A 25,777-nucleotide genomic window follows, 5' to 3' on the forward strand; every position below is an offset into this window, starting at 1 on the left:
GCAGTAAAGATGGTGTAGCTCGTGGTGACATCCTTATCCACAATCGGGCTGTCGCTGGCGGTATCCGGAAGATAGGAAACGCTGACCTTTGAACCAATGCTCCAGCTGGAAGAAACCAGATAGGTGAGGCCGGCCGAGAGGCTCACATCGGTAAAACCTGCCGATGGGGAATACTGGCGTTTTCCGGAGTTGGCACTTTGTACTTCGTTGACGCCAAAGAATGTCTTGTTTGACTTTTCATTGCCCCATGTGAAACTGGGGCCGGCGTTGGCCAGAAGGCGAGGGGTGACGTTGGTGGATAAATCTACACCGCCCTTGAGCTGAATCCCTTGTCCTTTTGCGGAGTTGACCACCGCCCCGAACGCCGAAAATCCATGATTGGTGTACTTCGTAAAGATTGCGGTTCTCGTCGTGCGCTCGATGTCGCCAAGTCCATGAAGCTTTTGCTCGTTATCGGATTCTTTGCGTACGCTAAACATGTCGTAGCCAATGCCAATGCCTGCTTTCCAGTTTTTGTTTTGGAAGAAGTTGTAGCCGATCCCGACAGGGATCGTGACTCCAGAGTCTGCCGCCCCAAAGAAGAATCGGCCGTAGGTCGCACCCAACACGGGGAACCCCTGGATTTTTGTATCACTCGAACCGGGATACTTAGGCCCGCTCATCGCGCCGACGCCAACGGTATATTTCCATTCGTCTCCATTCTGGGCTTGTGCAAAGACAAGGGTAGGGGCGAGCGCGGAAATAACGGTGGCGGACACTAAGGCTAGTTTGAATGTCTTCATGGCATATAGAGTTGGTAGTGTGGTGCATTTAACGAAAGACAGCCTGACGGAACCAGGCAGGAAGGACGATGGGTGACCTTCCAGGTTCTCGCGAGCTTTCACTGCGATTTCTTCAAACGAGCGACAAGTCCGCGGATGTCATGAGGACGGGAAGGGAACGCCATCACTTCACGAAAACCCCTCAGGCAATTCAACCGTTCCGTTCTGCGGGATCGATTTTTGGTTGATGAATGCGGATATTCATCGCGAGAGGGATTGTAGAAGAACGGTTTGCCTTGCGAATCGTACAAAGTGCCCCGGTGGCACTGTACTTTTGTACGAGGCGAAGCATATCGCTGCGCTTTAAAATCGCTCAACCGGATGTTGCCGTTGCTTCTGCATGAGGTGTGAGTGATTGGCGTTCTTCCGTGCCGATGATATTCAGATGAAAGGTGATGCTTTGGTCGTGAAAAGACTCACGGGGAACGGTCAAAAACTATCCGCTGCTTTCAGGGAGTTTGATGAATTGTGGGCGCAGCCGGGTTCGCCTGAGAGGCAGGCCAGAATGGAGGCCATACTTCGAGAGTTGGGCGATAGCGTCTGCGGTCAACAGGATGAGGGTGTGCAGAATCCGAAGGTAAATGCCATCGCAGGCTTAACGGCTCAATAGCGGGGCGGAACCGTTTCTTTTGCGCTTTATTCCTTCATGAGGCCATTTCGCCAGGCGAATGCTACTGCCTCGGTTCTGTCGGACAGATTCAATTTCGAGAGCACGTTCCCGATGTGAGACTTCACCGTTCTTTCAGTGATGTTCAGGGCAAGTGCGATCCGGGCATTGCTTGCTCCCCTGGCCAGCTCGGTCAGGACATCAAGCTCGCGAGGGGTCAGGTTATCGAAAGGAGCGTTCTGGTTGGCATTCCTCAACGACATTTTGAGAATGCCTTTGCTCACGGTTGGATGGATGATTTCCTCACCATCTGCGATCTTTTTGAGTGAGGAAAGGACTTCGCCGCCCGACATGGACTTGAGCAAGAAGGAATTCGCCCCCGCTTTTAAAGCGGAGAAGGCAAGCGCGTCATCTTCCGAAGACGTCAGCACCGTTATTTTTGCTGTCGGGCACGCTTCGCGTAGCAGTTTGATGGCCTCCGGGCCAGACATGGCCGGCATCAGCAGATCGATGACGATGAGTCCGGGTTGCAGTTCTTTGGCCAAGGAGACAGCCTGAATCCCATCGCCTGCTTGCTCGATGCGTCCGAATTCTCCAGCGATGGCCAACAGGCTCGCCAGTCCCTCTCTAACGACGGCATGATCGTCAACCAGCAGCACTGTCACGCCCATTTCATTTGCCTCAAAACTGGAAGCGGACAGTGATGGCTACACCGCCTTCGCTGCGATTGACAATCGAAAATTCTCCCTGGGGAAGGCTTTTCGCTCTAAGGCGCATATTTGCCAGCCCCATTCCCAGGACAGAGGTATCTATGGCATCGAAGCCTTTTCCATCATCCTCGATGACCAGGGTATATCTATCGTTCGACTCGGAAAATTCAACGGCAAGCAGCTCAGCTCCCGAGTGCCTGAGTGCGTTGGCGGAGGCCTCCATGACGATGAGCAGAATCTGCTGGGCGAGATGGGGCGCGTCGCGCATCATCGAATCGATTTCATCGGAAATGGAAATTTTCCATCTGATCCGGGAGCCATCAAACAAGCTCCCTATTTCTTGTCGCAGCACTTCGCGCATTCCAAGCTCGGCCACGGTGGACGCCGACAAGCGCCTGATGACATTCGACAAATCATTTTGCAGATGCTGGGCCAAAGTGGAAGCGCTGCTGGTGATGCGTGATGCTTCACCTGGATGCCGGTCGCCAAGGGTGCTCAAGGCGGTGAGTTGAAGATTCAGCGCGAAGGCGCGCTGTTTTGCCGTATCGTGCAGGTCGCGTGCAAGGCGGTTTCTTTCTTCAACCGCGGCCAATTCTTGCTTGACTCGGATGACTTCTAGAAATGAATCGGCGAGGGTATTAAACGACCGGATGAGGTCGCCGAATTCATCCTTGCGCGAATCGTTGATCCGCGCATGCAGGTTTCCCTCCGTCCAGCTTCGGGCAACTTTCTCGGCGCGCTTGATTCGCCGTACCAGAATGGGGGCCAGCGCGATGGCGGAGCAGATGTTCAGGAACGCAAGGAAGACGAAGATGAAGTTCCATGAAATGTCTTTTGTTGCCATCCATATCAATGCAGGTGACCGGAACAGGGCGAGCTTCATATTCAGCTCGCCTTGAACATTTTTATCGGTCGAAAATGACGTGCGAAAGTGAAACTCTTGAGGTGTTGCCGTTGACCATGCGCCGGTATCTGCCTGGCTGGCCGCTACATTGGGATAGCTGCAGATTGTCTGCCCATTTGAAATGAAGGCAACGCTCAGCCTCCCGGAGGTCACCATGACCGCCCTGGAACTGGTGCCGTTGTCAGCCAGCACGTCCAGCGATTTGCCCTTGTTGATAAACGCGCCCAGAACCAGGGCGAAAAGCTCCTGGTTATTCTGTGCCGATTCAAGGGTTGGCACTATTTTTAGAAGTTCGCTATCAAGACCTTGGGAAAACAGCGGCGATTCCAGGTCCCTGACGATGCGATACTCTTTGAAAAGAGTCAGCCCAATTGCAAGTAATTCCATGCCAATCAAGGTCGCCAGCATCATGGCGAACAGGAAGCGCCAGAACATGCCGAGCCGCTTTCGTCCATGCCACCAGGTTTGCAATCGCTTGAACAACAATTTGAATCCGCCGCCAGGGTAAAGAGCTGATTGTAAGGATGAACTTACACCTTGAGGGGGCGAATTTTACAGGCCATATGGCCTGGTGCCATCATCCAAAAGTACAGGATGGTTTTGTCATTTGTTGTTGCATTGGAAATATCTTCGGCAATCGCGATACCCGCCCCGGTATGTGGCCGGGGCGGGTATCGGCTTAGTCGGATATCAACGAAGCCGATTGCAAGCCAAACCGGCTTCTACTATTTGGCTGGGCGGATTGCCGTCACCACAGGCGCCATCCCGCTTCCTTTCAGGTCGAACGACACTTGGTCGCCTGCCTTGACGTCCTTGAGCAATTTCCCATCCGATACTTTGAAGGTCATCGTCATCGCGGACCAGTTCAGTTCCTTGATCGGCTGGTGGGCAAGCGTGATGGTGTTCTGCTTGGCGTCCATCGCCTTGACGATGCCAACGCCGTGGGAGACTTTCTCGGTCGAGCCGCTCTTGCCCATATTGCTCATGTTATCCATGTCGGCGGCAAAAACAGACGGAGCGCCAATGAAGGCAAAGGTAGCGAATGCAGCAACGATAAAACGGTTTTTCATGGTGAATTTCCTTTCGGGTTAAAGATAAATCAAGCCCGTGCGGCTTTGGGTTGGCGGCCATGCATCAAGCGATACGCAGCCGGGATAACAAACATGGAGAGCAATGGGGCGGTGATCATGCCGCCGACCATGGGTGCGGCAATGCGGCTCATGACTTCGGAGCCGGTGCCGCTCCCCCACAAAATAGGAACCAGGCCGGCAAGAATGACGGCGACAGTCATTGCTTTGGGGCGAACGCGAAGCACGGCGCCTTCCCGAATCGCGTCCTCAAGCATGGACGTAGTCAATTCCACCCCCTGTCTTTGCCGGGCAGCGACAGCCTGTTTCAGGTACAGCAGCATGACCACCCCAAATTCAGCGGACACGCCCGCCAGGGCAATGAATCCCACGCCGGTGGCAACCGACAGGTTGTAGCCTTGCAGATAGAGGAACCAGATACCGCCGATCAAGGCAAACGGCAACGACGCCATGATCAGAGCCGCCTCGTCGAAACGCCGGAACGTCAGGTACAGCAGCACAAAGATGATCAGCAGCGTTGCCGGCACCACCAGCTTCAGGCGTGCGTTTGCCCGTTCCAGGTATTCAAATTGTCCCGAGTAGGCGATGCTGAGTCCCGGCGCCAGTTTCACCTGGGAAGCGACGGCGGCGCGCAAGTCGGCGACGACGGAAGCCAAATCCCGATCCCGGACATCGACGTAGATCCAGCCGCTTGGCCGGGCGTTCTCGCTTTTGAGCATCGGGGGCCCATCGCTGACCTTCAGTTTGGCGACGGTGCCCAGCGTGATCTGCTGGCCGCTGCCGGTCAGGATCGGCAGGTCACGCAGCTTCTCCAGCGAGTCCCGGCTTTCTCTCGGGTAGCGAACGCTGATCGGATAGCGCGCCAGCCCCTCGACCGTTTCGCCAACGTTCTCGCCGCCGATGGCCGACGACACGATACTTTGCACGTCGGCGATATTGAGCCCGTAGCCGGCGGCGGCAAGCCGGTCGATATCGACGTCCACGTAACGCCCGCCACTGAGACGTTCGGCGAGCGCGGAACTCACCCCGGGAACCTGTTTGGCAACCTGTTCGATCTGCTGCGCCGTCTTGTCGATATCGGCAAGACTGGTGCCGGACACTTTGACGCCGATCGGGCTTTTGATCCCGGTGGCCAGCATGTCCAGCCGGTTGCGGATCGGAGGGACCCAGATGTTCGACAGGCCCGGCACTTTGACGACCCGGTCCAGCTCATCGATCAATTTCGCCGGCGTCATGCCGGGGCGCCATTGATCGCGTGGCTTGAACTGGATGGTGGTCTCGAACATCTCCAGCGGCGCCGGATCGGTGGCGCTTTCGGCGCGGCCGGCTTTGCCGAAAACGCTGGCCACTTCCGGGACGGTCTTGATCAGGCGATCGGTTTGTTGCAGCAACTCGGCAGCCTTGGACGCAGACAAACCTGGCAAGGCGGACGGCATGTAGAGCAAATCCCCCTCATCCATCTGCGGCAGGAATTCGCCGCCCAACCGGCTGATCGGCCACAGCGTCGTCAGCAGCGCAAGAGCGGCAACGATCAGCGTCGTTTTCGGCCGGCGCAAGACGGCTTCCAGTAACGGCCGATAGCAACGAATCAGCCATCGATTGAGCGGATTGCTGTTTTCCGAGGGGATATTCCCGCGGATCATGTAGCCCATCAGGATCGGGATCAGCGTGACGGATAAGCCCGCGGCGCCGGCCATCGCATAGGTCTTGGTGAACGCCAATGGCCCGAACAGGCGTCCTTCCTGCGCCTCCAGCGTGAACACCGGGATGAACGACAAGGTGATGATCAGCAGACAGAAGAACAGCGTTGGCCCGACTTCCGCCGCCGCTTCGCCGATGACTTCCCAATGGGTTTCGCCCTGCAGGGATTGCCCGGGATGCCGATGCTTCCACTCCTCGATATGCTTGTGGGCATTCTCGATCATGACAACGGCGGCATCGACCATGGCGCCGATCGCGATGGCGATGCCCCCCAGCGACATGATGTTGGCATTGACGCCCTGGTAGCGCATCACGATGAAGGCAATCATGATGCCGAGCGGCAAGGAGACGATTGCCACCAGCGCTGAACGGAGATGCCACAGGAACAGGCCGCAAACCACCGCGACGACGATGAACTCCTCGAGCAGCTTGTGCGACAGGTTGTCGATGGCGCGGTCGATCAATTGGCTGCGGTCGTAGACGGGCACGACCTCGACGCCGGCTGGAAGGCTCTTCTTGAGTTCTTCCAGCCTGGTCTTGACGGCGGCAATGGTGTCGCGCGCATTCTTGCCGGAGCGCAGGACGATGACGCCGCCGACGGTCTCGCCCTCGCCGTTGAGCTCCGCAATACCCCGCCGCATCTCCGGCCCCAGCTGGATGGTCGCCACGTCGCCCAGTTTGACCGGCACGCTGTTCTTCCCCGTCGCCAGCGGGATATTGCGGAAGTCCGCCAGCGTCTTCAGATAGCCGGAGGCGCGTACCATGTATTCGGTTTCCGCCATCTCCAGCACCGAGCCGCCGGTTTCCTGGTTGGCTTTCCTGATCGCGTCGATGACCTTGTCTTGCGTGATGTTGTAGGCCGCCAGTTTCACCGGATCGAGCACGACCTGATATTGCTTGACCATGCCGCCGACGGTTGCGACTTCGGCGACGTTGGGCAGGCTCTTGAGTTCATACTTCAGGAACCAGTCTTGCAGGCTGCGCAACTGGGCCAGGTCGTGTTGCCCGGTCTTGTCGACCAGCGTGTACTCGTAGATCCAGCCGACGCCGGTGGCGTCCGGCCCCAGCGATGCCTTGGCCGAAGCGGGAAGGCGGCCCTGCACCTGGTTGAGATACTCCAGCACCCGGGAGCGCGCCCAGTACATGTCGGTGCCGTCTTCAAACAAGACATAGACGAAGGAGTCGCCGAAGAACGAGTAGCCGCGCACGGTCTTTGCCCCCGGCACCGACAGCATGGTGGTCGCCAGCGGATAGGTAACCTGGTTCTCGACAATCTGCGGCGCCTGGCCGGCGTAGCTGGTGCGGATGATGACCTGGACATCCGACAGGTCCGGCAACGCATCCACGGGCGTCGTCTTGAGTGCCCAGAATCCCCATGCTCCCAGAAAGAAAACCGCAAGCAAGACCAGGAAGCGGCTCGCGATTGACCATTTGATGAGTTTTTCTATCATGGCGCGCTCCGATCCAGTTTCTCGATCACGTAGTCGCCATTTTTTTCATGGAAGCTGAAATGCACGTTGTCGCCGGTCTTGAGGCCGGACGCCATATCGGGCCGCGCCAGTTTGAAGGACATCGTCATCGCTCCCCAGCCCAGCGATTGGACCGGGCCATGCGAGAGCGTGATATCGGGCCCCTGCAGCGATTCGATTTTCCCGGTGGCGTCATTGAGTGCTGCCTGGGCGGTATCGGCGGCAGGGGGCGGCGCGGTGTTCAGCCGCGCCAGCACGCCTTTCAGGCTGGCTTCCGAATCGATCAGGAATTGGCCGGACGTGACAACCTGCTGCCCTTCGGCGACGCCGCCCAGTACGATGCTCTTGCCATCGGCTTCCTGGCCAAGCTGCACTTCGACCGGCTGATAGCGTCCATCGCCCGTTGTGACCAGCAGGACATTGCGTGCACCGGTGCGGATGACCGCTTCGGACGGAACCAGCAGGCTTGGCGCTGCCTTGCCGCTACCCAGACTGATTTGCGCATACATGCCCGGCTTCAATTTGCCGTCGCGATTGGGCAATTCGGCGCGTACCCGGAGTGTGCGGCTGTCGGCATTGGTTTCCGGCAGAACGGCAAGGATCTTGCCGGTAAAGTTTTCGCCTGGATAAGCAGAGAAATGCGCTTCCAGCTTGCTGCCGACATTGACTTGTGCAGCCTGCGCTTCAGGAATGGCCGCTTCCAGCCACATGGTATCCAGGCCATTGATCCTGGCCAAAGGGGCGCCTGCCGATACGGTCATCCCGCTTCTGATATCCAGTGCCTGAATCAAGCCTGCGATGGGCGCAACGATGGTCACAACTGCTTGAGGGCGGCCGCTCTTTTCGACGCGGCTGATCAGGTCGCCAGGCATCCCGAGCAGTTGCAGGCGTGCGCGGGCAGCCTGGAGCAGGGCCGCATCGTGTGTATTGAGTACCGCCAGGAATTCCGCCTGGGCGCCGGCCCATTCCGGAATCAGCAAATCCACCAGCGGAGCGCCGCGTGCAACGACGTCGCCGGGCGCGCGCGCATAGACGCGTTTGACAAAACCGTTGCTGCGGGACTGGACAATCGCAACCTGGCGGTCATTGAGTTGCACGCTGGCGACGGCGTTGACCGTTGCCGACAAACTGCCGCGTTCGACTTTCGCGGTGCGCATCCCCAGATTCTGGGCAATGCCGGCATCGATCATGACGCCAGCGCCTTCCGCTTGCCCGTCGGCGTATTTCGCCACCAGTTGCATATCCATGAAAGGCGACTTGCCCGGCTTGTCGAAACGCTGGTTCGGCATCATCGGGTCGTACCAATACAGTACCTTGCGCTCCACTTGCGTGGCTGGGTTTGCTGTCTCGGCATGCATTGCTGCGACGCCGGCGGCGCGATGGGCGATCCAATATCCGCCCATGCCGCTCACGGCGGCAACCGCTGCGATCAGTACGGCGATCTGGTAAGTATTTTTGTTCATTGCTGGTCTCCCCCATAAGCGAAATAAAGCTGGGCGGCCACAGCCGCGCGTTGCGCCTCCATATCGATGATTTTCAGGCGCTGGTCGATGATTTCACGGCGTGCGGCCAGTACCGCCGTCAAGTCGCTTTTGCCTGCGCGATAGCCGGCGTACTGAAGGTCGACTTTCTGCTGCGCCAGGGGCAAGGCGGTCTGGTTGGCGCGCTCGAGCTGGCGGGTCAAGGACTGGTAGTCGGCCAGGTCGTTTTCCAGTTCGTTGGTGTGATCGCGCAGCATGGCTTCGCGGTCTGCATCGATGCGATACAACTCCTGCTGTTTGGCGGCAATGCGGGGATCCTGCCGGGTCGACGGCGACACGGGAATGTCGAACGTGAATTGCACGGAAACCATATTGCCGAATCGCGGATCGCGCCGCTGGTAGGCAAGTTCGACACCCCAGTCGGACTTCTTCATCGCTTGCGCTTCGCGGACCTCGGCTTGCGCCTTCTGCGTTGCGGCGGCAAACGCCTGCAGTTCCGGATGCCGATGCAAATGCTGCCGCAAATGGTCGGCATCGATATCCAGGGCAGGCAAGGCGTCGACCAGCGGCTCGTCCGCTTCGCCGCCGATATAACGGCGCAAATTGGCCTTTGATTTGACCAGGTCGCGAATCAGGTCGTCGCGGCGGTCGGCAAGCTGGGCCGCCTCTTGTTTGGGGATGAGGCTATCGGCAATCTGGGTGCGGCCGGACGCGACCTGGGCGCGTACGGCATCCGCCCAAAGCAGGTTCTCCTTGTCCAGGCTAGCGAACAGGGAGACCTTGCGTTCCAGGTAGTAGCGATTGAGCCATGCCAGGGCAGTGGCCCGGCGCAATTTCAGGCGTTCGACCTGCCGTTGCGCTTCGGCGGTTTCGATGGAAGCCTCGGCTACCGCAACGCGCGCCTGGCGTTTTGCCGCATTGGGAAACTCCTGCATGACGCCGATTTTTTGCATCGTCATCGAGTCGCCATTGAGCTGGCCGCGATCCGGCCCGGATACCGGATAGTTGTCGATGCCGGCGAAAATTTTTGGATCGGGCAAGGCACCGGCAGGTATTGCGGCCGATTGGGCGGCCTGGATTTGCGCCCTGTTGGAGGCGAGATTGGGGGACTGGCGCTCGGCAATGTCGAGCGCGGCGTTAAAGGAAAGGGGGCCGGCTTGGGCAAGGCCGGACATCCCGGCAAGCAAAGCAAGCAAGGTGCTGGATATCCTGCGAAGGGACATATTGTTCACTCCATAGCGTGACGGCGCGTGCGAAAGGCGCGCAAACAACCGCCCGGCATTCAGGCCGGACGTATCAACGGATCAATGAGGAGTTAGAGCGAACGGGGAGGGCGCCACAACCCGGACGGGTCGTGAGAAGGCAGCAGCGACTCGGGCAGCAGGGAAACGGTTTCGATCAGCGGCAGGATCAATGGATTGGCGTTGACGGCGGATGTTGTCGACGGGAAAACCTGGCAAATCTTGCAGGCGTCGCCCATTTTGCATGGAGCCGTCGATTTGGAAGATTTGCCGGAATCCGACATGTTCATCATGCAAGCGTCATCTGCGGTACTCGCGGACGCCGCCATCTCCATGGGGACAGAGTTTGTGTGCATCATTTCGCCCATGCGTACCGCCGCCAATCCCTCAAGGGGAATGGCAATGGCCAACAGCAGGATCAGAAATGTGCGCAGCATTTTCATCGCGCCGATTATAGACCAGGTCGCAGAAAACCGGATTTAGATGGATTTCTGATTCATCCGCTTGCCCAGTTCTGCCGCGCTTTCTTTGCGCTCGCTGTAGCGATCCACCAGGAAAGGGGAAATGTCCCGGGTCAACAGCGTGAATTTGAACAGCTCCTCCATGACATCGACTACCCGGTCATAGTAGGCCGAAGGTTTCATGCGGCCGGCATCGTCGAATTCCTGGTAGGCCTTGGCAACCGACGATTGATTCGGGATGGTGAGCATGCGCATCCAGCGCCCCAGCACGCGCATCTGGTTGACCGCATTGAAAGACTGCGAGCCGCCGGAGACTTCCATGACGGCAAGCGTCTTTCCCTGCGTCGGCCGGATAGCTCCTTGTGCCAGTGGAATCCAATCGATCTGGGCTTTCATGATGCCGGTCATGGCGCCGTGCCGCTCCGGCGAGCACCAGGCCATGCCTTCAGCCCAGTTGGCCAGGTCGCGCAGCTCTTTCACCTTGGGATGGGTATCGGGTTCGCTGTCCGGCAAGGGCAATCCGCGCGGATCGAAGATGGCGACCTCGCCGCCCATCGCCTCCAGCAATCTGGCCGCTTCCATGGTCAGCAAGCGGCTGTAAGAACGCTCGCGAACGGACCCATAGAGCAGGAGAAATCTTGGGGCATGGCTGGATGTGCGGGGCACCGAAAAATCGGCAATCGATGGAATCCGGAACAAGCCCGGATCGATATTGGGCAGATTACTTGCCTGATGCGACACGTTGCCCCTCCGTATTGATGACGAGTTCGCCGTCTTCTTTTGTGAAGGGGCCCTTTTGAGGATGCGGAAGAATTTCCAGCACGACTTCGGATGGCCGGCACAGGCGCGTTCCCTTCGATGTCGCCACAAACGGCCGGTTGATCAGGATCGGATGGGCCAGCATGGCGTCCAGCAATTGCTCGTCGGTCAGTGCCGGGTTGTCGAGGCCCAGCTCGGCATAGGGTGTTCCCTTTTGGCGAATTGCTTCGCGCACGGCCAGGCCTGCATCCTGGATCAGCTTGACCAGGGTGTCGCGTGAAGGGGGATGCTGGAGATATTCAATGACGATCGGTTCTTCGCCGCTGTTGCGGATCATCGCCAGGGTGTTGCGGGAAGTCCCGCAGGCCGGGTTATGGTAGATCGTGGTCATGGTGGAATCCTGATATGAAATGGCGGTCGGTTAGGAAGTGCGGCGAAATGAAATAAAGGGCATCTCAAGCCCCCAATCGGAGCGCCAGGGCGGATAGCGTCACCAGCAGCACCGGGAGCGTCAGCATGGCGCCGATGCGGAAGTAATAGCCCCAGGAGATGTGGATGCTCTTCTTGTCGAGCACGTGCAGCCAGAGCAGGGTGGCCAGGCTGCTGATCGGCGTAATCTTGGGGCCGAGGTCGCTGCCGATGACGTTGGCGTAGATCATGGCTTCCTTCACGACGCCCTGGGCGGTGGTGGCGTCGATCGACAAGGCGCCAACCAGCACGGTGGGCATATTGTTCATGATGGACGAGAGGAAGGCGGTCAGCAAGCCGGTGCCGATGGCGGCGCTCCAGACGCCATGCCGGGCGAAGCCGTCCAAGACGCCAGTGAGATAGTCCGTCAGGCCTGCATTGCGCAGCCCATACACCACCAGGTACATCCCCAGCGAGAAAAAGACGATCTGCCAGGGCGCGCCTTTGATGACTTCGCGCGTGGAGATGATGTGGCCGCGGCCGGCCACGGCCAGCAGGATCAGCGCCCCAACGGCGGCCACGGCGCTGATCGGCACGCCCAGGCCTTCCAGCCAGAAGAAGCCGACCAGCAGCAGCGCCAGCACCCACCAGCCGGCAATGAACGTGGCGCGGTCGCGGATGGCGTCGGCCGGCAACTGGAGCTGCGCCAGGTCATAGCTGGCGGGGATGTCGCGCCGGAAACAGGCGAACAGAACCAGCAGCGTGGCCAGCACCGACACGATGTCGACCGGGATCATGATGGACGCGTACTCCGCGAAACTGATCTTGAAGAAGTCGGCCGAGACGATATTGACCAGGTTCGATACCACCAGCGGCAAGCTGGCCGTATCGGCGATGAAGCCGGCCGCCATGACGAAGGCCAGGGTCGCACGGGGCGGGAAGCGCAATGCCAGCAGCATGGCGATGACGATGGGCGTCAGGATGAGGGCCGCGCCATCGTTGGCGAACAGGGCGGAGACGGCGGCGCCCAGCAAGACCAGCAAGCAGAACAGGACCCGGCCTCGGCCGCCGCCCCAGCGGGCCACGTGCAACGCTGCCCATTCAAAGAAGCCGGCCTTGTCCAGCAGCAAGCTGTAGATGATGATGGCGATGAAGGTGCCGGTGGCGTTCCAGACGATATGCCACACCACCGGGATATCAGACCAATGGATGACCCCGAAGATCAGCGCCACAATGGCGCCGGTACATGCGCTCCAGCCGATGCCCAGCCCCTTGGGCTGCCAGATCACGAATATCAGGGTAAGCAGGAAAATGAGAAATGCCGGAAGCACGCCAGGTCCTTGATAGGGAGGGGGATGTTGGTCAGTTCGATGAGGTTGCAGGTTCGCAGCACGCGTCCACGGGCGCGCAGGCATTGCCGCCGCAGCAGTTTTCGGTGAGGAAACCGAGCACCTGGTTCATGGCCGGGTAGTTGGCGGTATAGATGACAAACCGGCCTTCTTGCCGCGAAGTCACCAGTGAAGCGTGGGCCAGTTCTTTCAGATGGAACGAGAGCGACGACGGCGCAATGTCGAGGTGTTCGCCGATCTTGCTGGCGGCACTGCCTTCAGGCCCGATCTGTACCAGATAGCGGAAGATGGCCAGGCGCGACTCCTGGGCCAGCGCAGCCAGTGCGGTGATGACGGCTTTCGTTTCCATGGTGGGGTTCTTTGATTCCATATTTCAATTATTATTGAAATATGGAATCGATGCAAGTGCCTGTTCTTGCCTGCTGCTTCGGCGAGAACCGGACTTGCCATCGAGGTCAGTGCGCGCCTCCCCTGGCTGTTCGGTGTTTGACGGAGGAGGCGCCGGTTACGGCCATGACGAAACCAACTGATTGGCATAGGGGCGGAAGTTCTGGAAATCCCAATCTCTCCCGGGCGCCGCGTCGATCAGTTTCCGGGTATAGCTGTCGGCCGGATTGGCGAGCACCTGATGGGCTGCGCCGAATTCGACCACGCGCCCGCGTTGCATGACCGCAATCGTGTCGCAGATCTGTGCGGCGACGCGCAAGTCGTGGGTGATGAAGAGGATGGCGATGCCGGTGCGTTCACGAATCTCGCGCAGCAGTTTCAGGACTTCCGCCTGCACCGAGACATCCAGTGCCGACACGGCTTCGTCGGCGACCAGCAGCGACGGTTCCATGGCCAGTGCTCGGGCGATGCAGATACGCTGCCGTTGTCCGCCTGAAAACTGGTGCGGGTAGCGGTTCATCACTTCTTCGCTCAGGCCCACGGTACGCATCAGGTCGGCCGCTTTGCGCCATGCGACGGCCCGCTCTGTGCCGAAGTTCAACGGCCCTTCGATGATGGACTCGCCTACCGGCTGCCGCGGGTTCAACGAGCGATATGGGTCCTGGAACACGATCTGGATGCGCCGGCGGAGCTGGCGCAGGGGTTCGCCCCGCAAGGCGGCCATGTTTTCGCCATTGAGCAGGACCTGGCCGCCGCTGGGTTCGATGAGGCGCATGATGCATCTCGCCACCGTCGATTTCCCCGAGCCGGATTCGCCGACGATGCCAAGGACTTCCCCCTTGCGAAGGGCGAGGTCGACATTGCTGACTGCCAGTGTCGGTTCCTTGCGGGAGAAAAATGTCTTTTTCCCATACTGCTTGTCCAGGCCGCTTACTTGCAGCACGACCTCGTCGCTCAAGGCTTCCTCGGGTTTCGGGATCAGGCTGGGCACCGACGAAATGAGCAGGCGCGTGTACCGTTCCCGCGGTTCCGCGAGGATCTGGGCGCGGTTGCCGGTTTCCACGACCTTGCCGCTATTCATGACGACCACACGGTCGGCGATTTCAGAGACCGTGCCGAAATCGTGGGTGATGAAGAGCACCGCCGTATTGTGCTTGGCGCGCAGTTCATCGATCAGGCGCAGGATCTGCTTTTGCGTCGTCACATCCAGGGCCGTGGTCGGCTCGTCGGCGATCAGCAATTGCGGTTCCAGCACCAGGGCCATGGCGATTACTACCCGCTGGCGCTGCCCGCCCGAGAGCTGGTGCGGGTAGGAGGCGACGATGCGCGGCACATCCGGCAAATGGACGGCTTCCAGTATCCCCATCACCTTCTCGCGGCGTTTGGACAAGGGCAGCCGCGAGTGGATGCGCAGAACCTCGTCGAGCTGTGCGCCGATCGTCATGACGGGGTTGAGCGCGGTCATCGGCTCCTGAAAGACCATCGCCATCTTGCAGGCGCGCAGCTGGCGCAGGCGGGATGCGCTTGCCTGCGCAATGTTTTCGCCGGCGAGCCAGATCTCGCCGCCGCCGATTGCCAGCGAATGCTGGGGCAGCAGGCCCATGACTGCCAGCGATGTCACCGACTTGCCCGAGCCGGATTCGCCGACCACGCAAACGGTCTCGCCGGGACGGATATCGACATTGATGCGCTCGACTATGTTGCGGCCGCTCTTGCGGTTGATTACCGTCAGGTCGCGGATCGATAGCACCGCGTCACGGCTGGTTTCTCGCTGGAGATCGGTCATATTCATAGTCGTTCCGCCATTTTTGGATCGAGGTGGTCGCGCATGGCGTCTCCCAGCACGTTGACGGCCAGCACGACCATTGAAAGGAATACCCCCGGGCACAGGATCAGGCTGGGGAATAGCTGGAAGTACATGCGCCCCTCGGCCATGATGTTTCCCCAGCTCGGGATTTCAGGAGAGATGCCGACGCCGAGGAAACTCAGCACCGCCTCGGTCAGCATCGCCGACGCGCAGATATAGGTGCCCTGTACCACCAGGGGCGCGACGGTGTTGGGGATGACGTGGCGCCAAAGCAGCTTCGGGGTACGCGTACCCAGCGTGAGCGCGGCCTCCACATACGATTCATGGCGGGTAGCCAGGATGATGCTGCGCACCAGCCGCACCACCCGGGGAACCTCGGGAACCGCAATGGCGACCAGCACGGTCATCAGGCTGGCGCCCGAGAGCGACACCAGGGCGATGGCCAGCAAGATGCCGGGGATCGCCATCAGGCCATCCATCATGCGCATGATGATGGCATCGGCCGTCCTGAAGTAGCCGGCCACCACGCCGATCAGGAGCCCGCAAGCCACACTGGCCAGCGACACGCCCACACCGACAACCAGCGATATGCGCGCGCCATACACCACGCGCGAGTAGAGGTCACGCCCCAGTGCGTCGGTGCCGAACCAGTGGTCGGCGGAGAAGTCCGAGAGCCGCTCCGCCGGGTCCAGCTGCATCGGATCCGTGGTGTGCAGCCACGGCGCCAGCAAGGCCGCCAGCACGATAAGCGCCAGTACGGCCACCGACAGCGCCACCGGGGTTGTCCCGGCGAAGCGGCGTGCGCTGTCCCAGCGCCGCCGCCATTGCCCATCGCGGGCCGAGAGGGGAAGTTGGTTCGATTCCAGGATTGCCATGTTCAGATCTTCTCCCGTTGCATCAATACCGAATACGCGGATCGAAGACCATATAGGTCAGATCCACCGCCAGGTTCACCAGGACATAGAGGAATGAGAAAACCAGGATCAAGCCCTGGATCACCGGATAGTCGCGGGCCAGCACTGACTCGACGACCAGCCGCCCCACACCGGGGATGTTGAAGACGGATTCCGTGATTACCACGCCGCCGATGAGCAGCGCGATGCCGACCCCGATGATGGTGATGATCGGGATGGCGGCGTTGCCCAGGGCATGCCGCGACAGCACCGACCATTCGCGCAGGCCCTTGGCGCGGGCCGTGCGGATAAAGTCATCTCCCATTACTTCCACAATGCTGGTGCGGGTGATGCGCCCGATCAGCGCGATATACGCGGTGCTGAGGGCCAGGCTGGGCAATACCAGATGGCCGACGAACTGGCCGAGGCCATCGGCCATGGGTTTGTAGCCTTGCACAGGCAGCCAGTCCAGTTTCACCGAGAAGAGCCAGATCAGGCAGTACCCGATGACGAAGGTCGGCATGGAAAACCCCAGCACCGAACCGGCCATGACCAGCCGGTCGGCGGTCTTGCCCTGTTTCCAGGCCGCGAAGATCCCGAGGGGAATGGCGATGGCGACCGACAGCACGATCGTGATCGTGCCCAGGGCCAGCGACGGCCACATGCGCTGGCCGATCAGCTCGGTGACCGCCTTGCCTGAAATCAGGGAGATACCGAAGTTGCCCTGCAGGAGATGTCCGGCCCAGGTGGCGAACTGCACATAGATCGGCTGGTCAAGGCCCATCTGTGCGCGGATGGCGGCCAATTGCTCGGCATTGGCGTTGTCGCCCGCGATGATTGCCGCCGGGTCGCCGGGCGTCAGCCTAAGGATCAGGAAGACGACCACGATTACCATGAGCAGCACCGGAATGGTCGCCAGCAAGCGACGCGCTACATAGGTCACCATATGTACACCTTATTTCTCGTTCTTCTTGATGTTCCAGAAGAATGGCAGCGGCGCATCCAGGATCCCTTGCAAGCTGGTGCGGTACGCGGTGGGGCGCAGCGCCTGGCCCAGCGGCACTACGATGCCCTCGTCGATGGCGATGTGCTGGGCTTCTTCGGCCAGCTTCTTGAGCTTCTCGGGATCGGCGGTTTCAGCGAACTCCTTGCGGATTTCCTCTACGCGCGGGAAGTCGGGCCAGCCCGGCCAGGCCTTGCGCCCATTGGCGCCCATCTGGTAGTTGGTGATCGGGTTCTGGCTGTCGCTGACCAGGTTGAATGTCGCCAGGATATTCCAGCCACCCTTGGCCGGCGGCTCCTGGGAGGCGCGGCGGGTCAGCAGGGTTTGCCAGTCCATCGCCTGCAGGTCCACCTTGAAACCGACCTTGCGCAGCGCTTGCGCGATCACCACCGGCGGCACGGCCAGGTCGGGGAAATCGGTCGGGTTCATGATGACCACGGGGGTGCCGTCGTAGTTGCCTTCCTTGAGCAGCTGCCTGGCCTTGTCCAGGTTCGGCTTGCCGAGGATGTCCATGCCGTAGCTGCTCTCATAAGGCATGCCGCAGCCGAACACGGAAGCGCATTTCTTGTACAGGCCGGTCTTGCCGACGATGGCCTTGAGCACATCATCCTGGCTGACCGCATACATCGCGGCCTGGCGCAGCGCGCGATTGTTGAACGGGGGATACAGGAAGTTGAAGCGGTAGATGTACTGGAAGCCGACCTTGCTGATGGTGTCGACCTTGATGGCGGCCTGGTTTTTCAGCATCGGGACCAGGTCGTACGGAACCGCTTCGTAGAAGTCGATTTCCTTTTTCACCAGCGCGTTGACCGCGGTCATCGCATCGGGCATCGTGACCCATTCCACGCGTTCCAGGTTGACCACCTTGCCCCCGGCGCTGCCGCTTGCGGGTTCCTTGCGCGGAACATAGTCCCCGTTCTTGACGTACACCGCCTTCACACCGGGCTTGAACTCGGCAGCCACGAACTTGAACGGCCCCGACCCGATGAATTCCGTGATGGCCTGGCTCGAAGGCGTTTCCGCAATCGACTTGGGCATCATGAAGGCCGGCGCCGAACCGGTTCGGGACAGTGCCCGCAGCGCGATGTCGGTGGCGAGCTTGAAGGACATCGAGAAGGTGTTTTCATCGAGTACCTTCACTTCCGTCGCCAGCCCCATCATGACCTGGCCGGTCTGGTCCTTCTCTGCCCAGCGCTTGATCGATGCCACGCAATCCTCCGCATTCACCCGCTTCCCGTTATGCCATTTCAGGCCGGGCCGCAGCGTGAACGTATAGGTCTTGCCGTCGGCGGAGACTTGCCACTTTTCCAGCATCTGCGGCTGGATCTTGTTCTGCGCATCGATTGCCAGCAGCGTGTCGTAGATCATGTAGCCGTGGTCGGCGGTGATGTGGGCCGTGGTGATCATCGGATCCAGCACGCGCAAGGGCGACTGCATCACGGCCACCAGCGTCTGGGCCTGGGCGGCGCAATACAGCAGCAGGGACCCGGCAATGGCTGTCACGAATGAAAGGATGCGGTGTTTTTTCCCTGCGGACCGTCCGGTTTGTTGAGCATGACCGTTCATTGGGACGAATCGTTTTTTATTCTGCATGGCTATTCTCCTCACTGTTTAGGCAGCCCTGCCGCCATTGTTTCAGATGACTGGCGCTGTTCCTGCCTGACGCCGTTGGTTGGATGCGAGCGACGGCAATTCATCCAGCGTTGCCGACAGGTTGAACACGCTGGAATGGTCGAGCGGTCCGCTTCCACGCGATTGGTGCAGCTCGTACAAGGCTTTAACGATTTGCCCCAGCGGGGCGCGGACCTCGCTTTGTTGCGCCAGGTCGGAAGCCAGGCGCAGGTCCTTGAGCATCAGGTCGGTCGCGAAACCGCCGGCATAGCCGCGTGCGGACGGGACGTTTTCCATCACGCCAGGGCATGGACTGTACGTCTGCAGGACGACGTTCTGTCCCGAGCTTTGGCACATGATCTCGGTGAGGACCTTGGGATCCAGTCCGTTCTTGATCCCCAGGCGCAATGCTTCGCAGGTGCCGATGGTCAGCACGCCCAGCAGCATGTTGTTGCACAGCTTGACCAGTTGGCCGGCGCCAATGGCGCCGGCATGGAATACCTTGCGCCCCATGGCATCGAATACCCCGCGGGTCTTTTCCAGAGCGCCGGCTTCGCCGCCGACGATGAAGGTCAGCGTGCCGGCCGCCGCTCCCGAGGTCCCTCCTGAAACCGGCGCATCCAGCATGGCCAGGCCGCGGCCTTGCGCGGCCGCGGCTTCAGCGATGTTGCGCGGCACATCCGGGGCGACGGTACTGCAGTCGACCAGAACCGCGGCGTCGTGCGCCATGGCCAGGATGCCTTTTTCCCCGGCGTAGGCAGCGTGTACGTGCTCGCCCGTGGGCAGCATGGTAATGACCACATCGGCTCCCCGCGCCGCCTCGCCCGCCGAACCGGCCGTCTTGCCGCCGGCTTGCGCCAGCCGCGCCAGCGCTTCCTGGAAGATGTCGAAGCCGGTGACGTCGAAACCTTTGCGCACCAGGTTGGCGGCCATCGGGCCGCCCATGTTGCCCAATCCGATAAATGCAATCTTGCGTGCCATGCCGCGCTCCTTATTTCAGGTTGATGCTGCTATGGAGCGCTGCCGGTGCGGCGCTTGCCATGCGCCAGCGTGCGGTCAGGGTCTTGACCTGGGTCCAGAACTGCACGCCTTGCTTGCCGGCCGTCCCCAGGTCGCCCAGCTTGGAGCCGCGCGAGCCGGTGAAGCTGAACCACGAAACGGGCACCGGGATCGGGACATTCAGGCCCACTTGCCCGACATCGATCTCGTTCTGGAATTTGCGGGCCACGCCGCCGTCCTGGGTGTAGATCGACACGCCATTTCCATTGGGGTTGCGATTGACGATGGCAATGGCATCGTCCAGCGTATCGGCTTGCATGACGCAAAGCACCGGACCGAATACTTCTTCGCGGTACACGCGCATCTCATCGCTGACCTTGGTCAGGATGGTCGGTCCCACGAAGTTGCCCTTGGGCGCTGCGGCCACCCGGACATCGCGGCCATCCAGCAGCAGCTCGGCGCCTTCCTCCACGCCGCTCTGGATCAGGCCGCGTACCCGTTCCAGCGCCTGCTTGCTGTTGAGCGGGCCGACCTCGGCCGTGCGGTCGTCGCTGGCGCCGATCTTCATTTTCCTGGCGCCTTCGACCAGGTCGGGCAGCCACTTCGAGGCCTCGCCGACGAACACCGCCACGGTCGTCGCCATGCAGCGCTGGCCGGCGGCGCCGAACGAGGCGCCCAGCAGATGTTCGATGGCCTGGTCGGCTTGCGCGTCGGGCATGACCACGCAGTGGTTCTTGGCGCCCAGCATCGACTGGCAGCGCTTGCCGGCTTCGGAGGCGCGGCGGTAGATCAGGGTGCCCACCCGCGTGGAGCCGATGAAGGAAATCGCCTTGACATCCGGATGGTCGCACAGGGTGTTGGCGGCATCGGCGGTGCCGAATATCACGTTGAGCACGCCCGGCGGCAAGCCTGCCTCCAGCGCCAGCCTGGCCAGCAACAGCGGTGCGCTGGGCGCCTGTTCGGAAGGCTTGAGGACGAAGCTGTTGCCGCAGGCGATCGCCGTGGGAAACATGTTGGCAGCCAGCATGATGGGGAAGTTGAAGGCGGTGATGCCGGCGCACACGCCCAGCGGTTGCACCACGGTATACACATCGATGCCGGAAGAGGCGTTCTCGGCATATTCGCCCAGCTGGATCGAATTGACTGCACAGGCATGTTCGATCAGCTCCTGGCAGCGTCCCACTTCGCCTTCGGCGTCGGGCACCGTCTTGCCGTGTTCGCGGCTGATCAGTTGCGCGAGTTCCGCAGCATGCTCGCGGACCAGTTGCTGTAGACGGAACATCACGCGGACACGGGTGGATTGCGCTGCATTGCGCCATGAGGCGAATGCGGCCTTCGCCGTCGAGATGGCCAGCGCCACTTCTTCAGGCGTAGCGATGGGCACGCGGGCGACGATTTCTTGGGTCGATGGATTGATGACGTCGTGCCATTCTTTGGTCTTGGAGGGCACCAACCGGCCATCAATCAACAGGGGAATCTGGGGGATATCGTTCACAATCATTTCCTTTGGGTGATGAGGTTCCCTCGTGCAGGGCTGATTGCTGGTGGATTTCGTTCAGATTGCGTTGCACGTGGGGGCTGACAACTTGATACGGCACTGACGCAATCAAGTGTGTAGGACTTGCCATGATCAGACAATCAAATTAAATTTATATAATTAATAAGGTTATTTGATTAATCGACATGGCCCATTTTGACCTGAACGTCTTGCGCACATTGACTGCCGTGGCAGATGCCGGCAGCTTCACGAAAGCGGCAAATTTGGTGCATCGCACCCAGTCGGCGGTGAGCATGCAGATCAAGGAACTGGAGGAGGCTTTAGGCAAGCCGCTCTTCATCCGGGATACGCGCAAGGTCTCGCTCACCTCTGAAGGACGGAAGCTGCTGGCTTATGCCAGGCGCATGCTGGCGCTCAACGATGAGGCCTGGGCATCGATCGTTCGTCCTGACGTGACGGGGAAGGTGACCATCGGCGTACCCGAGGATTTCGTTTCATCCTTGCTGCCGCCGGTATTGAGGAAGTTTTCGGGGACCTATCCCAAGGTGCAGATTCAGGTGGTTTGCGTCCCCAGCATGTCGATGATGCCCCTGCTCAAGGACAACAAGATCGACCTGGCATGCGTGACCAAGGACAAGGAACTCAGCGGCGATTTCATCCGCCAGGAACCGATGAACTGGGTTTGCTCCCAATCCAATCCGGCCTTGTGGAAGCAGCGTCCGCTTCCCATCGCCATGTTCGAGCGCAGCGTTGCGCGCAATAACGCGATGAATGCGCTGAAAAACGCCGGCATCAAATTCCGTACGCACTACAGCAGCCAGAGCCTGCTTGGATTGATTACGATGGTCGATGCATCGTTGGCGATCGCCGCACTTGCCGAATGCAGTGTGCCCGACCGGCTGATCAAGCTGGGGCGCGATGAGGGCTTGCCCGATCTGGAGCCGCTGGAGATCGTGCTGGCCAGAAGCTCCGACTCAAGCCGGCCGCCATGCGATTACCTGGCCGAGCAGATTTTTCAGGAGTTATACCGGCCGGTTGAATAGATCCGGTTGTCACTGCCGCCAGACACCGCACATTGCATCAGAAGCGCTTGGAGGAAAGAGCGAATGGAAAATGATGGCCGCATCAAGGTAATCCCGCGGAGGACACCGGAATCGGCGGCGATGGTGGAAAGCGTCAAGAGGGCGATGACGATCACCGCGATGCTTAACCGGCTGACGTTCAACGACACGGACGAAATCCGTGCAGTCTTCAGCGATCTTATCGGCAAGAAGGTCGATGACGGTTTTGTATTGATTCCCCCTTTCTATACGACAGGCGGGAGCGATCTTGCGATTGGCCGCAATGTTTTCATCAACCAGAACTGCACCATCTACGATCTCGGCGGGGTCGACATTGGCGATGATGTGTTGATCGGGCCGAATGTCAGCATCATCACGAGCGGCCATCCCCTCGAACCTTCTCAGCGGCATGCCGCCGTCGTTGCAAAGCCCGTCAGGATCGAAAGAAACGTATGGATTGGGGCTGGCGCAACGATCATCGGTGGCGTGACTGTGGGTGAAAATTCCGTCATTGGGGCGGCAGCGGTCGTCACCAGGGACGTTCCTCCGAATACGCTTGTCGGTGGCAATCCGGCGCGGGTCATCCGTTCGGATTTGCAAGTGTAAATAGCGGGGACAATGGACATTGTTGGGAAGGCAATATTGCTGAGCCCGGGTATTCAATCCGATTCGGCGATGTCCAGGAGTTGCGCGTTGGATCTTTCATTCCTTCGCCCATTTCCGCTACGCATAATATTGCCCGGTTGAATAATTTCCATATGGAATTATGTCTATAATGGCCGCTTCCGCCATGATGGGCTTGGGATTGGATGGCGGTGCACAGCGTCATCAATCAATAAGCCATCAGGAGAGAGCATTCCATGTGGTCGCGGCTTGTTCCGGGATTCGTTTGCCGTCTGTCAGCCGTTGCCGTGACGGTTGCGGCATCGCTGCTTGTCTGCATCGCATCAAGTGCGCAGGCGCAGGACAGCCGTTTCGCCGGCATCATGAAAGTCGTGCGTGGCGACGTGCAGGTGCAGCGGCAGGACCAGAAGCTGTCCGCCCAGGTCGGCGACAAATTGTATTCCGGTGACCGTATCGTTACCGCCGCCGATGCGGCGGCCGGCATCACCTTGCGCGATGACACGCTGATGTCGCTCGGCCCCAAGACCAGTTTTGTACTGGAAGATTTCAAATTCAACGAGAGTTCCGGCGAGGGCAACGTTGCCGTGCGGGTGGCCAAGGGCACCTTGCGCTATGTGTCGGGCCTGATCGGCAAGCATGCGCCGGACCGCCAGCAGGTCGCCACGCCGACTGCCACCATCGGTATCCGCGGCACCGACTTCATCGTGGAGGTGGGCGATGAATAAGTTGTTGGCCCTGTGCCTTGCCGTGCTGGCGCTGGCCGGTTGCGCCGGCCCCAAGGAGCGCTTCGTGCTGCTGCCGCAGCCTGATGGTTCTGCCAGCAGCATTGTCGTGAAGACTGCGGCCGGCGAGACGGCGCTGGCGACGCCTTATGCCTCGGTGGAGAGCGAGGCCGGCAAGATCGGCAAAGCTGCGACCCTGAGCGACGCCGAAGTGCAGGCGCGCTACGCGCCGGTGATGCAGAGCCTGCCATTGCGGCCGCGTACTTATGAGCTCCTGTTCGAATTGGGCAGCGACCGCCTGACGCCTTCTTCGCGCAAGCTGCTGGAAGAAGCTATCGTGGAGTTCCGCAAATTCCCCGCCGGCGAATTCATCCTGGTCGGGCATGCCGACAATATCGGCAACGATGCCTTCAACGACAACCTGTCGGTACGGCGTGCGAAACTGGTGGAGCGCGAGCTGGTCCGCGCCAAGATCGCGCCCTTGAGCATCGAGGTAGTCGGCAAGGGTGCGCGCGAACCGCGCGTACCGCAAAAGAAGGGCGTGCCGGAGCCGCGCAACCGATTCGTCGAGATACGCATCCGGTAAGCATGGCAGCCAGGAAAAAGCCCGCAGGCAGCGGGCTTTTTCATTTGCAGCCGCAGTGCGTTCCGGTTCAGGACAGTGCGCGCGTGCTCAGCAGATGCATGGAGTCGAGATAGCTCACGCGCGCCCACTCCTCGCCACCGCGGGCGACGATGCTGTCGGCTTCCGGCGTGGCCAGCAAGTCGAGGATCTCGGTGTCGCTGATTTGCATGTTGTCGTTGTAGCTGAACACCTTGAGCACCGGACGCGTCAGATCCTTGTCATTCTGCCGGATCACGAAGCCTGAGCGGCCCGACTCCAGCTTGACGATGGAGCCCACCGGGTAGATGCCCAGCGTCTTGACGAAAGCCAGGAACATGGCGCGGTCGAAGTGGCCGGTCCAGGCCGCCATGGTGGAGATTGTTTCGGCCGGATCCCAGGCATGCTTGTAGCGGCGCTCGGAGGTGAGCGCGTCGTACACGTCGCAGATCGCCGCCATGCGCGCGTAAAGCGAGATGGCGCCGCCGCGCAGGCCCTTCGGATAGCCGTTGCCGTCGATCTTTTCATGGTGATGCAGGCAAACGTCGCGCGCGTAGTCGGGCACGTTGGGATCCTGGCTCAGGTACTTGTAGCCCAGCTCCGGGTGCTTGCGCACGATCGCGAATTCTTCCTCGGTCAGCTTGCCGGGCTTGTTCAGGATCTCGTGCGGGATGAAGGCCTTGCCGATGTCGTGCAGGAATCCGCCCAGGCCGGCTTCGCGGCAGGCGGTCTCGTCCATGCCCAGGGTGCGGCCCAGCGCCACCATCAGCGCGCACACCGCCACCGAGTGCAGGTAGGTATATTCGTCGGCCAGCTTCAGGCGCACCACGCTCATCAGCGCATTGGGACTTTGCATGACCGAAGTGGCGATCTCCTCGACCACGGAGACGCAACGGTCCATGTCCAGCACCTTGCCCATGCGTACTTCGGCAAACATGGCCTGGGTCGCCTTCTTGGCGGTTTCGCACAGCCTTTGCGCATCGATCAGCGTCGGATCCAGCGCCGGCGCTGCCGGTTCGGGAGCGGCAGCAACGGCTTCGGGTTCGGGGGCATCCGGCGCGCCATCGTCTTCTGCTGCAAGGTCCTTGCCTTTGGCGGTGTCGATCCAGCAGCAGGCAATGCCGCTGGCGCGAGCCAGCTTCAGTTCGTTGGGATTCTTGATGAGGAACTTGTTTTTCCAGAACGGGTGATTCATCCACGCGGCGTCGTCGAAGCCGGCGAAATACATCCCGAGAACCAGTTCTTCCACTTTGATTTTCTTCAGCATGTCTGCGCTTCTTTCCTCCGGCGTGCCGGAGGAAAAGATATTCGGTTTTTATCGTGTCAGGAGGGGAAATTGGCGCGACCCTTCCTCGAGATTGCTGCACGCCAATCATCTCATATGGCAGCCGGGAAGGGAACGGGCAGGCCGCCGCCTGACATCTGTAAAGACAATGAGGCGCACCGGCCGGACGATTGCGGGGGGCAGCGAAACTTGCTACCATGCGCACCGGAGATGGCATTCCTCCCCGAACCGCCGCCGGCATACGCCGGGGCTGATGATGCCTACGGATACCTGGACGACCGGGACTG

Annotated in this window: 23 protein-coding genes and 1 riboswitch; of the genes, 4 read left to right on the forward strand and 19 right to left on the reverse strand. The window is 60.2% G+C overall.

The genetic code is table 11. The features are described 5' to 3' along the window. The 18 genes from AKL28_RS17415 to AKL28_RS17505 all read right to left on the reverse strand — a co-directional run. On the reverse strand, window positions 1-782 hold a 782-nt coding region (locus tag AKL28_RS17415; protein WP_050469424.1), incomplete at its 3' end, for a MipA/OmpV family protein. Between the two features lie 675 nt (window positions 783-1,457). Then, window positions 1,458-2,099 carry a response regulator gene (locus AKL28_RS17425; protein ID WP_050469426.1) on the reverse strand — a complete coding sequence of 214 codons (642 nt, stop codon included), beginning with the start codon at window positions 2,097-2,099 and terminating at the stop codon, window positions 1,458-1,460. Between the two features lie 10 nt (window positions 2,100-2,109). Further along, on the reverse strand, window positions 2,110-3,525 hold the full coding sequence (locus AKL28_RS17430; RefSeq protein WP_156226388.1) for a HAMP domain-containing sensor histidine kinase: 1,416 nt from the start codon (window positions 3,523-3,525) through the stop codon (window positions 2,110-2,112). Between the two features lie 242 nt (window positions 3,526-3,767). Continuing rightward, a complete protein-coding gene (locus AKL28_RS17435; RefSeq protein WP_050469428.1) occupies window positions 3,768-4,112 on the reverse strand; it encodes a copper-binding protein in 345 nt (114 codons plus the stop codon). Window positions 4,113-4,141: 29 nt separating this feature from the next. Beyond that, window positions 4,142-7,282 carry an efflux RND transporter permease subunit gene (locus AKL28_RS17440; protein ID WP_050469429.1) on the reverse strand — a complete coding sequence of 1,047 codons (3,141 nt, stop codon included), beginning with the start codon at window positions 7,280-7,282 and terminating at the stop codon, window positions 4,142-4,144. Next, on the reverse strand, window positions 7,279-8,763 hold the full coding sequence (locus AKL28_RS17445) for an efflux RND transporter periplasmic adaptor subunit (protein ID WP_050469430.1): 1,485 nt from the start codon (window positions 8,761-8,763) through the stop codon (window positions 7,279-7,281). The genes AKL28_RS17440 and AKL28_RS17445 overlap by 4 nt, the downstream gene beginning before the upstream one ends. Beyond that, a complete protein-coding gene (locus tag AKL28_RS17450; RefSeq protein WP_231602474.1) occupies window positions 8,760-9,977 on the reverse strand; it encodes a TolC family protein in 1,218 nt (405 codons plus the stop codon). The genes AKL28_RS17445 and AKL28_RS17450 overlap by 4 nt, the downstream gene beginning before the upstream one ends. Window positions 9,978-10,096: 119 nt before the next feature. Continuing rightward, window positions 10,097-10,465: a hypothetical protein gene (locus tag AKL28_RS24550; protein WP_156226389.1), complete on the reverse strand. Its 369-nt coding sequence runs from the start codon at window positions 10,463-10,465 to the stop codon at window positions 10,097-10,099. A gap of 36 nt (window positions 10,466-10,501) precedes the next feature. After that, a complete protein-coding gene (arsH, locus tag AKL28_RS17460) occupies window positions 10,502-11,224 on the reverse strand; it encodes an arsenical resistance protein ArsH (RefSeq protein WP_050469433.1) in 723 nt (240 codons plus the stop codon). Then, complete coding sequence (gene arsC, locus AKL28_RS17465; RefSeq protein WP_050469434.1) at window positions 11,205-11,633, reverse strand: arsenate reductase (glutaredoxin); 429 nt, start codon at window positions 11,631-11,633, stop codon at window positions 11,205-11,207. The genes arsH and arsC overlap by 20 nt, the downstream gene beginning before the upstream one ends. 64 nt (window positions 11,634-11,697) lie before the next feature. Then, entirely contained in the window at window positions 11,698-12,981 is a 1,284-nt protein-coding gene (locus tag AKL28_RS17470; RefSeq protein ID WP_050469435.1) for an arsenic transporter, read from the reverse strand. A 31-nt stretch (window positions 12,982-13,012) separates the two neighbouring features. After that, window positions 13,013-13,348 (reverse strand): ArsR/SmtB family transcription factor, encoded by a 336-nt coding sequence (locus AKL28_RS17475; protein WP_050469465.1) that lies wholly within the window; start codon window positions 13,346-13,348, stop codon window positions 13,013-13,015. Window positions 13,349-13,504: 156 nt separating this feature from the next. Then, complete coding sequence (locus AKL28_RS17480; protein WP_050469436.1) at window positions 13,505-15,178, reverse strand: dipeptide ABC transporter ATP-binding protein; 1,674 nt, start codon at window positions 15,176-15,178, stop codon at window positions 13,505-13,507. After that, a complete protein-coding gene (locus tag AKL28_RS17485; protein ID WP_050469437.1) occupies window positions 15,175-16,068 on the reverse strand; it encodes an ABC transporter permease in 894 nt (297 codons plus the stop codon). Before AKL28_RS17485 ends, AKL28_RS17480 begins: the two co-directional genes overlap by 4 nt. Before the next feature lie 22 nt (window positions 16,069-16,090). Beyond that, the gene (locus AKL28_RS17490) at window positions 16,091-17,032 is read right to left on the reverse strand and encodes an ABC transporter permease (RefSeq protein ID WP_050469438.1); all 942 of its coding nucleotides are present in this window, start codon (window positions 17,030-17,032) and stop codon (window positions 16,091-16,093) included. 9 nt (window positions 17,033-17,041) lie between these two features. Beyond that, the gene (locus AKL28_RS17495) at window positions 17,042-18,604 is read right to left on the reverse strand and encodes an ABC transporter substrate-binding protein (protein ID WP_050469466.1); all 1,563 of its coding nucleotides are present in this window, start codon (window positions 18,602-18,604) and stop codon (window positions 17,042-17,044) included. Between the two features lie 120 nt (window positions 18,605-18,724). Then, entirely contained in the window at window positions 18,725-19,681 is a 957-nt protein-coding gene (gene mmsB, locus AKL28_RS17500) for a 3-hydroxyisobutyrate dehydrogenase (RefSeq protein WP_050469439.1), read from the reverse strand. A gap of 10 nt (window positions 19,682-19,691) precedes the next feature. Continuing rightward, window positions 19,692-21,194, reverse strand: coding sequence for a CoA-acylating methylmalonate-semialdehyde dehydrogenase (locus AKL28_RS17505; RefSeq protein WP_050469440.1), 1,503 nt, complete (start codon window positions 21,192-21,194; stop codon window positions 19,692-19,694). A gap of 188 nt (window positions 21,195-21,382) precedes the next feature. Here AKL28_RS17505 and AKL28_RS17510 point away from each other — a divergent pair, with 188 nt between their 5' ends. The 4 genes from AKL28_RS17510 to AKL28_RS17525 all read left to right on the forward strand — a co-directional run bounded on the left by AKL28_RS17510 (window position 21,383) and on the right by AKL28_RS17525 (window position 24,190). Then, entirely contained in the window at window positions 21,383-22,240 is an 858-nt protein-coding gene (locus AKL28_RS17510) for a LysR family transcriptional regulator (protein WP_050469441.1), read from the forward strand. A gap of 63 nt (window positions 22,241-22,303) precedes the next feature. Further along, window positions 22,304-22,864 carry a sugar O-acetyltransferase gene (locus AKL28_RS17515; protein WP_050469442.1) on the forward strand — a complete coding sequence of 187 codons (561 nt, stop codon included), beginning with the start codon at window positions 22,304-22,306 and terminating at the stop codon, window positions 22,862-22,864. 305 nt (window positions 22,865-23,169) lie between these two features. Continuing rightward, window positions 23,170-23,607 carry a FecR family protein gene (locus tag AKL28_RS17520; RefSeq protein ID WP_331456569.1) on the forward strand — a complete coding sequence of 146 codons (438 nt, stop codon included), beginning with the start codon at window positions 23,170-23,172 and terminating at the stop codon, window positions 23,605-23,607. Further along, a complete protein-coding gene (locus AKL28_RS17525; protein ID WP_050469444.1) occupies window positions 23,600-24,190 on the forward strand; it encodes an OmpA family protein in 591 nt (196 codons plus the stop codon). The genes AKL28_RS17520 and AKL28_RS17525 overlap by 8 nt, the downstream gene beginning before the upstream one ends. A gap of 67 nt (window positions 24,191-24,257) precedes the next feature. Here the strand turns inward: AKL28_RS17525 and AKL28_RS17530 are convergent, their stop codons facing one another. Next, window positions 24,258-25,472 carry an HD-GYP domain-containing protein gene (locus AKL28_RS17530; protein ID WP_050469445.1) on the reverse strand — a complete coding sequence of 405 codons (1,215 nt, stop codon included), beginning with the start codon at window positions 25,470-25,472 and terminating at the stop codon, window positions 24,258-24,260. A gap of 215 nt (window positions 25,473-25,687) precedes the next feature. Further along, window positions 25,688-25,760: riboswitch (Fluoride riboswitch) on the forward strand. Window positions 25,761-25,777 lie beyond the last annotated feature (17 nt).

Source organism: Herbaspirillum chlorophenolicum (genome assembly GCF_001189955.1).
GTDB classification, from domain to species: domain Bacteria; phylum Pseudomonadota; class Gammaproteobacteria; order Burkholderiales; family Burkholderiaceae_D; genus Herbaspirillum; species Herbaspirillum chlorophenolicum.

Excerpts from the sequence above, each read along its gene's own strand:
- AKL28_RS17425 (WP_050469426.1), bottom strand. The coding sequence starts at position 2,099 with ATGGGCGTGACAGTGCTGCTGGTTGACGATCATGCCGTCGTTAGAGAG.
- AKL28_RS17435 (WP_050469428.1), bottom strand. The coding sequence starts at position 4,112 with ATGAAAAACCGTTTTATCGTTGCTGCATTCGCTACCTTTGCCTTCATT.
- AKL28_RS17440 (WP_050469429.1), bottom strand. The coding sequence starts at position 7,282 with ATGATAGAAAAACTCATCAAATGGTCAATCGCGAGCCGCTTCCTGGTC.
- AKL28_RS17445 (WP_050469430.1), bottom strand. The coding sequence starts at position 8,763 with ATGAACAAAAATACTTACCAGATCGCCGTACTGATCGCAGCGGTTGCC.
- AKL28_RS24550 (WP_156226389.1), bottom strand. The coding sequence starts at position 10,465 with ATGAAAATGCTGCGCACATTTCTGATCCTGCTGTTGGCCATTGCCATT.
- arsC (WP_050469434.1), bottom strand. The coding sequence starts at position 11,633 with ATGACCACGATCTACCATAACCCGGCCTGCGGGACTTCCCGCAACACC.
- AKL28_RS17475 (WP_050469465.1), bottom strand. The coding sequence starts at position 13,348 with ATGGAAACGAAAGCCGTCATCACCGCACTGGCTGCGCTGGCCCAGGAG.
- AKL28_RS17480 (WP_050469436.1), bottom strand. The coding sequence starts at position 15,178 with ATGAATATGACCGATCTCCAGCGAGAAACCAGCCGTGACGCGGTGCTA.
- AKL28_RS17485 (WP_050469437.1), bottom strand. The coding sequence starts at position 16,068 with ATGGCAATCCTGGAATCGAACCAACTTCCCCTCTCGGCCCGCGATGGG.
- AKL28_RS17490 (WP_050469438.1), bottom strand. The coding sequence starts at position 17,032 with ATGGTGACCTATGTAGCGCGTCGCTTGCTGGCGACCATTCCGGTGCTG.
- mmsB (WP_050469439.1), bottom strand. The coding sequence starts at position 19,681 with ATGGCACGCAAGATTGCATTTATCGGATTGGGCAACATGGGCGGCCCG.
- AKL28_RS17510 (WP_050469441.1), top strand. The coding sequence starts at position 21,383 with ATGGCCCATTTTGACCTGAACGTCTTGCGCACATTGACTGCCGTGGCA.
- AKL28_RS17515 (WP_050469442.1), top strand. The coding sequence starts at position 22,304 with ATGGAAAATGATGGCCGCATCAAGGTAATCCCGCGGAGGACACCGGAA.
- AKL28_RS17525 (WP_050469444.1), top strand. The coding sequence starts at position 23,600 with ATGAATAAGTTGTTGGCCCTGTGCCTTGCCGTGCTGGCGCTGGCCGGT.
- AKL28_RS17530 (WP_050469445.1), bottom strand. The coding sequence starts at position 25,472 with ATGCTGAAGAAAATCAAAGTGGAAGAACTGGTTCTCGGGATGTATTTC.